Raw genomic sequence first — 6,824 nt, 5'->3', positions numbered from 1 at the left:
TCAGTGGTGAGGGCTTCCTGCTAGAGATAGGGCAGGTGTTGCACTCACCACCTGAAACCGCCCGGGGAATGACCCCGACTTGCGTCCCCTCGGTGGATCGGGTCGCACCCGGGCCGGGTGGGACGAGTGCGGAGGGAAGCGGTCGGTGAGGAACGCGTGGATAGCCAGATGCTGATGGCGCGCAACTTTGGCGGAATTCCGCGGGACACACCCGGGATGAGTGGCCAAATTGGCCGTGATCTCTGAATCGTGTCAGAATATACAAGTCGTCAGGGCAGCGGGAAAGAATCCCGAAGCTCACGACAGCGTCCGGCCCCATCGTATAGCGGCCTAGTACGCCGCCCTCTCACGGCGGTAACGCGGGTTCGAATCCCGCTGGGGTCACCAACAAGAAAACCCCCGCTCAGGCGGGGGTTTTCGCATATCCGACGATAGCCGCTGAAACGGGGCTAAGCGGCTTTTGGCAACAGATTGGCAACATCCGATTTCATCGCTGCCCGGTCGAGCGCAGTGGCAACGCCGTCGAGGTCGTCATCGAACAGGTCGGCGTACACGTCGAGGGTGACTGCGGCCGAGGCGTGTCCGAGCATCCGCTGCACGGCCTTGACGTTCGCTCCAGCGCTGACCGCGAGTGATGCGGCGGTGTGCCGTAGTTCGTGGGGCGTGAGTCCTTTGAGGCCGATTACGGTTGCGGCGGTGTCGAACCAGCCGACGCGGTAGACGTGGTTGCGGAGCCAGGTGCCGGTGCGGATGCCGTAGAACACGGGAGCGTCGGCGTCGCGTCCGGTGATCTGCGCGCGGAGCAGGCGGACGAGGAACGCAGGGATCGGGATGCTCCGGTGCTCGTAGTCCTTCGGTGGCTCGATGCGCTGGTACCCCTTGTCGGCGACGACGGTCTGCTCGACGGTCAGGCGAGGATGTTTCGCGTCGAGGTCGAGGTCACAGATTCGCAGCCCGGATAGTTCGCCCCAGCGCAGGCCGCAGTATGCGAGAGTGAGCACGACGAGGCCATAGCCATAGTCTCGACCGTCTTTCATCTCGTCAATGGCCTGGGCGAGCGCCGCGACCTGATCGTGCGAGAGATACCGCTTGCGCGTCTTTGTCGGCTTGGGGAGTTTGAGCCTGGCGGCGGGGTTCGACGGCACGCGCTCGTCCTCGACCGCGAACCGTAGTGCTCCCGAGAGCACGTTGACGATCTTCCGCACTGTCGCGGGTGCGCCTGGTAGTGCGGATGCCCATTCCTGTACTCGGAGCCGGGTGAGGTTGCCGATCGGGATGCTGCCGAGCTCGGGCGTGATGTGCTTATCGATGATGTTCTCGACACGGCTGCGCGTGGTTGCTCGCAGGTCGCCTCGCGCGGCGAGCCAAGTTTGGAGCCAGTCGGCGACGCTCACCTTCGCGAGCGAGGGATCGAGGTAGCGGCCTTGGGCGATGTTGACCTCGGTCGTCGCCAGGAAAAGCTCAGCGGCCTTCTTTGTCGTGAAGCCGCGCTTCTGGGTCTGCTTCTTGTCGGGTCGGCGATAGAGGGCACGGTAACGACGGCCTTTCGCCGTCTCGTACGCCTCAATGCTTCCCATGACTCTGTCGCCTACTTCTCCAGCCCGGCGAGGCGCTGCACGTCGATGCGACGGTAGACGCGCTTGTGTCGGGTGAGTCGTACCGGCTCCACCGGAGCCTCGCCTGCGAGGGCAAGAGTTCGAAGCGTCGTGCGGTGGATGCCGAGCAGTGCGGCGGTTTCTTCCTCGGAGTAGAAGAGCGGGGGATGCGGGTGCTCGTCTGTGGGTGCGGCATTCTGACCCATCGTGTCCTCCGATCTAACTCATATCATAGCTGCGATAGCAGCGAGTATCTTAGATTAGATCACAACACGCCGATAACAGCAAGTGTTTTAGTTGCTCGTGTTGCTCGCTAGAATCGGAACATGCCCACACCCTCCGGTCATCGCCCCGGCGACCAGTCCTATGACGGACTGCTCGTACAGGACGACCTGCCTGACGGGTGGCACCTGCCTGACCGCTTTCCGGGGGAGCGGGCCGAGGACGCGAGTGCGTTCCTGGATGAAGCGCTCGGCTATAACGACCAGGCCGTGACTGCGGAGGATCGGCAGGCGCAGCTCGACTCGGAGCAGAACGAGACGATCGACGGCCGTTGGCGTTACATCGAGCACGCGGCGACCGCGACTCGCGTGTTCATTCGGCTCCAGCGTCAGCAGTTCGCCGTGCCGGAGGAAGTGAAGATCACCGGCGTCGTGTACCTTCCGTGGCGACCGGGCGACCCCATCTCCAGCCAAGACCTTCGTACCCTGCCGACCGCTCGGATTGAGGCTGCGATCAACGAGCGGCTGTTCGCAATGAAGCGGACGGTCACGATCACAGGCGGAAAGATCGTGCTGCCGTCTGGTCGGAAGATCAGCGAGCGCGATCTACTCAAGCCGCTCGGGAACCCGAAGCAGACGCCGGACTTCTACGAACTCGTCGCGCTCCAGTACGGCAAGCTCGCGTCACAGGGTGATGAGGCCCCGGCGGTCACTATGGGGAAGATCAACGGCGTCGCTCACGCCACCGCGCAGGGCTGGCTCGTCCGCACCCGCGCGCGCGGACTTCTGCCTCCCGGTCGCCGGGGATAGCTCGCTACGCTGCCCGCTTAGAGGTCTTTGAGTCGTTTCCGCCAGTATCCGGGGCGGCGTCTCTCGTGCGCGTACGCGACAACGATGACCTCGTCGTCTCGAACGAAGTAGATGATGCCGTAGGGGAACACGTCAGTGCCCTTGCGTCGAAGACGAGGGATGCGCTGGCGGCCACGATAGAGCGGCGCGGAATCCGGCCACTCCCTGATGAAGTCCACGCCGTTGTCGAGGTCATCACCCAGTCGGTCGCCCAGCCCGGCTTCCTGATCGTCATACCAGGCGAGGGCGTCGAGATACTCCTCGCGAGCGGCCGGATGCTCGCGCCAGGATAGCGCGCTCACTTGCGGCGAGCCGCCAACATTGCTCGGGCCAAGCGTCGGGTCTCGTCGCCGTCAACAAGTTCGACCTTGCCGGTCAGAATCTCGTCCACCCGAAGGTCGATCTCTTCATCCCATGCGGCATCGACTTCTGCCTGCTCGGTGTCGCTGATCTGCTGGAGCGCGAGCGCAGCAATCTCGCGCTCATCGGCGGAGAGGGTGCGTCCCTCTGCGATGTAGTCTGCGAGCTTCGGCGTCATGCTCCAAGTCTACCGCTGAGGCCTGACGTTCGGGGGAAAGCTCGCTACAGCCTCGACACGTCGTTGTGTGGGCCGGTGCGACGACGGCTCTCGCTGAGCAGATCATGGGACGCGTGGAGCTTGCGCGCGCGGGACTCTCGGGCGAGCCGTGCCCGTTCTGCGGCCTCGCGCTGGGCCGTGATCCGAGCAGCGGCGTCCTGCACAGACAAGGATCGCAAGGTGGTTGCCTCTTGTCGTGCGATCGCGGCGGCGCGGCCCGCGTTGGCGGCTTCTCGGTCGGAGCGGGTGAACTCGTAGCGCAGTGGATCGCGCCGTACCTGTTCGGCTCCGAAGATGTCGGCATGGAGCGCGCGGCGTTCGCTGCGGTGTCGCTTGTCCATCTCCTCCCCGGCAGTACGGGCGGCTTCGGCGTGCTGCTCGGCTTCGATCACGCGAGGGTCGCGGGCGGCGAGCCGTTCAGCTGCGCGCGAGGCCCAGCCGGTGAGGGTGTCGGCGTCGCGGGGCGTGGTGCCCCAACGGTCTGCAACACGGGCACCGCTCTTTCCCGCTCGTGTGGTCGCGGCCTGGTGGTCTTTGCGTGCGGCGCGTCTCCCGAACCTCCCTGCTGTGTTGAACTTTGTCTGTGCGGCTGCCTCATGATCAAGCGCGGCCAGGTGCTCGCGGCCTTCCTGCATTGCGACCACCGTGAGCGGTTCCCGCACCTCGGCGCGCACACGTGTTGCCGCCTCAGTCTCGGCCTGGATCACGGCGGTTTGCTCGTCCATCTCTGCCTGCTGGTGCTCGTGCTGCTGGTCGAGGCGCGCGCCGACGCGCTCCCACCACGCGGCGCGTCGCTCGGCCTTCTCCGCATCCTGGATGAGCTGCGCGACGCGCGTGTTCACGAGCTTCACCGTGCCCTCGTCAACGAGACCTCGCACGGCCTCCGCCGCGCGCTCTGTCGCGTCGGCGAGGCCGCGGTCGGCGTTATCGCGTTCCATCGCGTCGATGAACTGCGCCCGCGCCTCGGCACGGCTCTCCGCGATGACGTGCAGGGCGTTCTCGCCCCTGCCTCTCGTCATGCCGACATACACCGCCGCGCCATTGATGCCGTCGCTGAGGATCGTGTGCGAGGCCAGGGCGGTCACCCCTTGCACGCCGTAGGCGGTCGCTGCATAGACCAGGTGCGCGTGCTCGCGGATGTATTCCGCGGGGAGGTGCCGTGTGTGTTCCCGCTTGCGGTCGTCGTGTGCGTCGCGCACCCAGACCGATCCGTCCGCTTCGACGTGCTGCACCATCCACTGCTGCCGGTTAGCCACCCCCAGCGCAGTGTCGTTACTGCGAGTCTGGATCAGATCACCCGCACCGATACTCAGCCCATCCCTGCCCATCGTCGTGGCGGCGTCATCGACCAGGCCGCGAGCGATCCGCTCTTCCCGGATGCGCTCATTCAACCGCGTAGCGTCCTCGTTTCCCGCGACGGTGATTGTCTCTCCGTCGCGGGCATTCTGCGCGATGTGCTCTTGTAGCTCGTCGCCGTCTGCGTGTAGGCGGATAAGGCCGAGCCGGTCGAGTTGGTCGAACACATCGCCGGGGTTGTAGCGGTCGCGCATACGGACGGTGAGGTCGGCGTAGTCGGGGTCGATGAAGCGGTGTACCTCGGCCATGTCGAAGATGCGACCGCGAATCAGTGCGGCCATGTCGAGCACACCGCCGCGCCCGACAGCTGCGAGTTGCGCACGGTCGCCCACAAGCGCGACCGTTGCACCCACTTCCGCTGCAACCGTGAACAGCGCGAGAGCTGCATCTTGGTCAAGCATCCCGGCCTCATCGACAACGATCCGATCCCCGCGCCGCAACACAGTACCGGGCGGCGGGCCCGTGAACTCTGCGCCTGTGGCCGGATCAGTCGCGCCCGGCGTGAGTCGCATCCATACGCCGTCCTCATTCCACCGGTAGCCATGCGCGTGCACGAGAGCGGCAACTGATGTTGCGGGCACGCCGAGCTCCTGGTGTGCAACCTCGGCGGCGCGCTTGGTCGGCGCGACGACTCGCACGCGTCGGCCGTGATCGTTCGCGGCGGCTATTGCCGTGGCGAGCATCGTGGTCTTCCCCGCCCCGGCTGCGCCTTCCACGATCACGAGTGGATCGGTGGATGCGACTGCTGCGGCCGCGTCGAGTTGGCCTGCGTCGAGCTGCTGCCCGAGACGCTCTGCAACCTGCGACACGTCACGATGGCGCTGCTTCTTCTCCGGCGTGTGGGCGGTGAGCAGGTCGCGCAGTTCGGTTTCGACCTGCACCACGCGCAAGGTCGTGAGATGCGCCACATGCTCCGGTGCGGGTGCACCAGTCGGGAGGATCGAAAAGCAATCCTCGAGCGCGAGCGCCGTTGAGAGTGCGACCAGCTCACGCAACTCCTCGTGGGTAGCACGCACTCCGTATTCGTTGATGATGCGGGTGACGTGCTCCTGCACGTCGTGACGCGTCCACGCCGAGCACGCGGCGGCGCAGCGATCCAGCGCGCGCGACGTAATCTCCTGCACCGACAGTTCGTCTGATTGCGCCGGCGCGCTGACGAGTTTGCGGGTGAGGGTTTCCGGGTCGTAGCCGGCCTCTCGTAGCTCGGTCAACCATTCAGCCTCTTCCCGCGTCGTGGCGGGCTTCTTCGCGGGCCGCTCGAACGCCCACGCCTTCGCCGTCAACCGCGACGACACCACCGGCCCCATTGTCTCGCCCGGATGCGCCGCTTCCCACTCGGCTTCGAGCCGTTCCAGGTTCTTCCGTACCTGTGCGCCGCGCTTGCTCATCAGCGCGTTGAACGGCTCCAACTCCGTTACCTCTCCCGTCACCGGGTCAAGGGTGAGGCCATGCTTGTCGAGCACCGCCGCAAGCTCAGGGCTGGCAGCGATCACGGCGGCCCCGAGCGCACGGATCGCGCCCTGCTGTTTGAACATCGCCGCCGTATCCAACGCCCGCCATTTGCCTGCCGCCCAGACCCTGGTGCCGACCTGCATATGGATGTGGCGGTGCGGGTCACCCGCACGAGAAGTGCGATGCGTGATCCCGACGACCTGCATGTGCTCGATCGGTACAACCTCCTGCTTCCCGCGCGGACCGACACGCGTCACTGAGTGCTGAGCGAGCCACCGCTGAATCTCCGATAGCGCGTCCTGCTGCGCAGCATCCAAGGCTTCGGATACTTCGGAGTGGAGAGCGGCGGCGATGGACAGAGATTTCGGAGTGTTGATGACCATCTCTGCGAACCGAGGTGAGCCTTGACGATCCGACCCCGCGAGCCGTGGCCTGCCCATTCGTTCGCCGGTGTCGGGGTTGATCCAGTCCACCCAGCCCGCATAGTCATCAGAGCTGAGCGATCGGCTATTCGCCTCGCCGGATGCGTCGACGACGGCGTAAGAGATGCCGGTGGCATCGCCAAGGTAATAGTCATCTGCTCGCGAGCGGTCGGCCTCGACATAACGCATGGCATCGGCTCCGGTGCCCCGGAACAGAACCACACCGCCATGCATCTCGACTCCTAACTAAGATGACTGCTGTCGTCGTAGTATACGTTCATTCTTATTATGAATGCTTTGTATGAAGTGAGGTCTGACCGGGCTTGGCTGAACGAGGGCATGCGGTGCGGCC

Annotated in this window: 6 protein-coding genes and 1 tRNA gene; 2 read left to right on the top strand and 5 right to left on the bottom strand. The window is 65.2% G+C overall.

The window, feature by feature from the left end; translation table 11 throughout:
• The first annotated feature begins 311 nt into the window (after window positions 1-311).
• Window positions 312-387: transfer RNA gene (locus FM113_RS17435), tRNA-Glu, on the top strand.
• A 62-nt stretch (window positions 388-449) separates the two neighbouring features.
• Here the strand turns inward: FM113_RS17435 and FM113_RS17430 are convergent.
• Both FM113_RS17430 and FM113_RS17425 read right to left on the bottom strand, forming a co-directional pair.
• Entirely contained in the window at window positions 450-1,577 is a 1,128-nt protein-coding gene (locus tag FM113_RS17430; RefSeq protein ID WP_087016191.1) for a site-specific integrase, read from the bottom strand.
• A gap of 11 nt (window positions 1,578-1,588) precedes the next feature.
• The gene (locus FM113_RS17425) at window positions 1,589-1,801 is read right to left on the bottom strand and encodes an AlpA family transcriptional regulator (protein WP_087016189.1); all 213 of its coding nucleotides are present in this window, start codon (window positions 1,799-1,801) and stop codon (window positions 1,589-1,591) included.
• Between the two features lie 120 nt (window positions 1,802-1,921).
• On the opposite strand from FM113_RS17425, the gene FM113_RS17420 reads away from it, so the two are divergent.
• A complete protein-coding gene (locus FM113_RS17420) occupies window positions 1,922-2,626 on the top strand; it encodes a hypothetical protein (RefSeq protein ID WP_087016187.1) in 705 nt (234 codons plus the stop codon).
• A 17-nt stretch (window positions 2,627-2,643) separates the two neighbouring features.
• Here the strand turns inward: FM113_RS17420 and FM113_RS17415 are convergent, their stop codons facing one another.
• From FM113_RS17415 to mobF, 3 genes are read right to left on the bottom strand one after another with little or no spacing between them, the layout of a single operon-like run.
• Window positions 2,644-2,967 carry a type II toxin-antitoxin system RelE/ParE family toxin gene (locus FM113_RS17415; RefSeq protein WP_087016185.1) on the bottom strand — a complete coding sequence of 108 codons (324 nt, stop codon included), beginning with the start codon at window positions 2,965-2,967 and terminating at the stop codon, window positions 2,644-2,646.
• Window positions 2,964-3,203 carry an addiction module protein gene (locus tag FM113_RS17410; protein ID WP_087016183.1) on the bottom strand — a complete coding sequence of 80 codons (240 nt, stop codon included), beginning with the start codon at window positions 3,201-3,203 and terminating at the stop codon, window positions 2,964-2,966. Before FM113_RS17410 ends, FM113_RS17415 begins: the two co-directional genes overlap by 4 nt.
• 44 nt (window positions 3,204-3,247) lie before the next feature.
• The gene (gene mobF / locus FM113_RS17405; protein WP_087016181.1) at window positions 3,248-6,706 is read right to left on the bottom strand and encodes a MobF family relaxase; all 3,459 of its coding nucleotides are present in this window, start codon (window positions 6,704-6,706) and stop codon (window positions 3,248-3,250) included.
• Window positions 6,707-6,824: the final 118 nt, after the last annotated feature.

The organism is Leucobacter sp. 7(1) (assembly GCF_900163635.1).
GTDB lineage: Bacteria > Actinomycetota > Actinomycetes > Actinomycetales > Microbacteriaceae > Leucobacter.
Note: the sequence above shows the minus strand (reverse complement) of the source record. Positions and strands in the feature narration are given on the sequence as shown.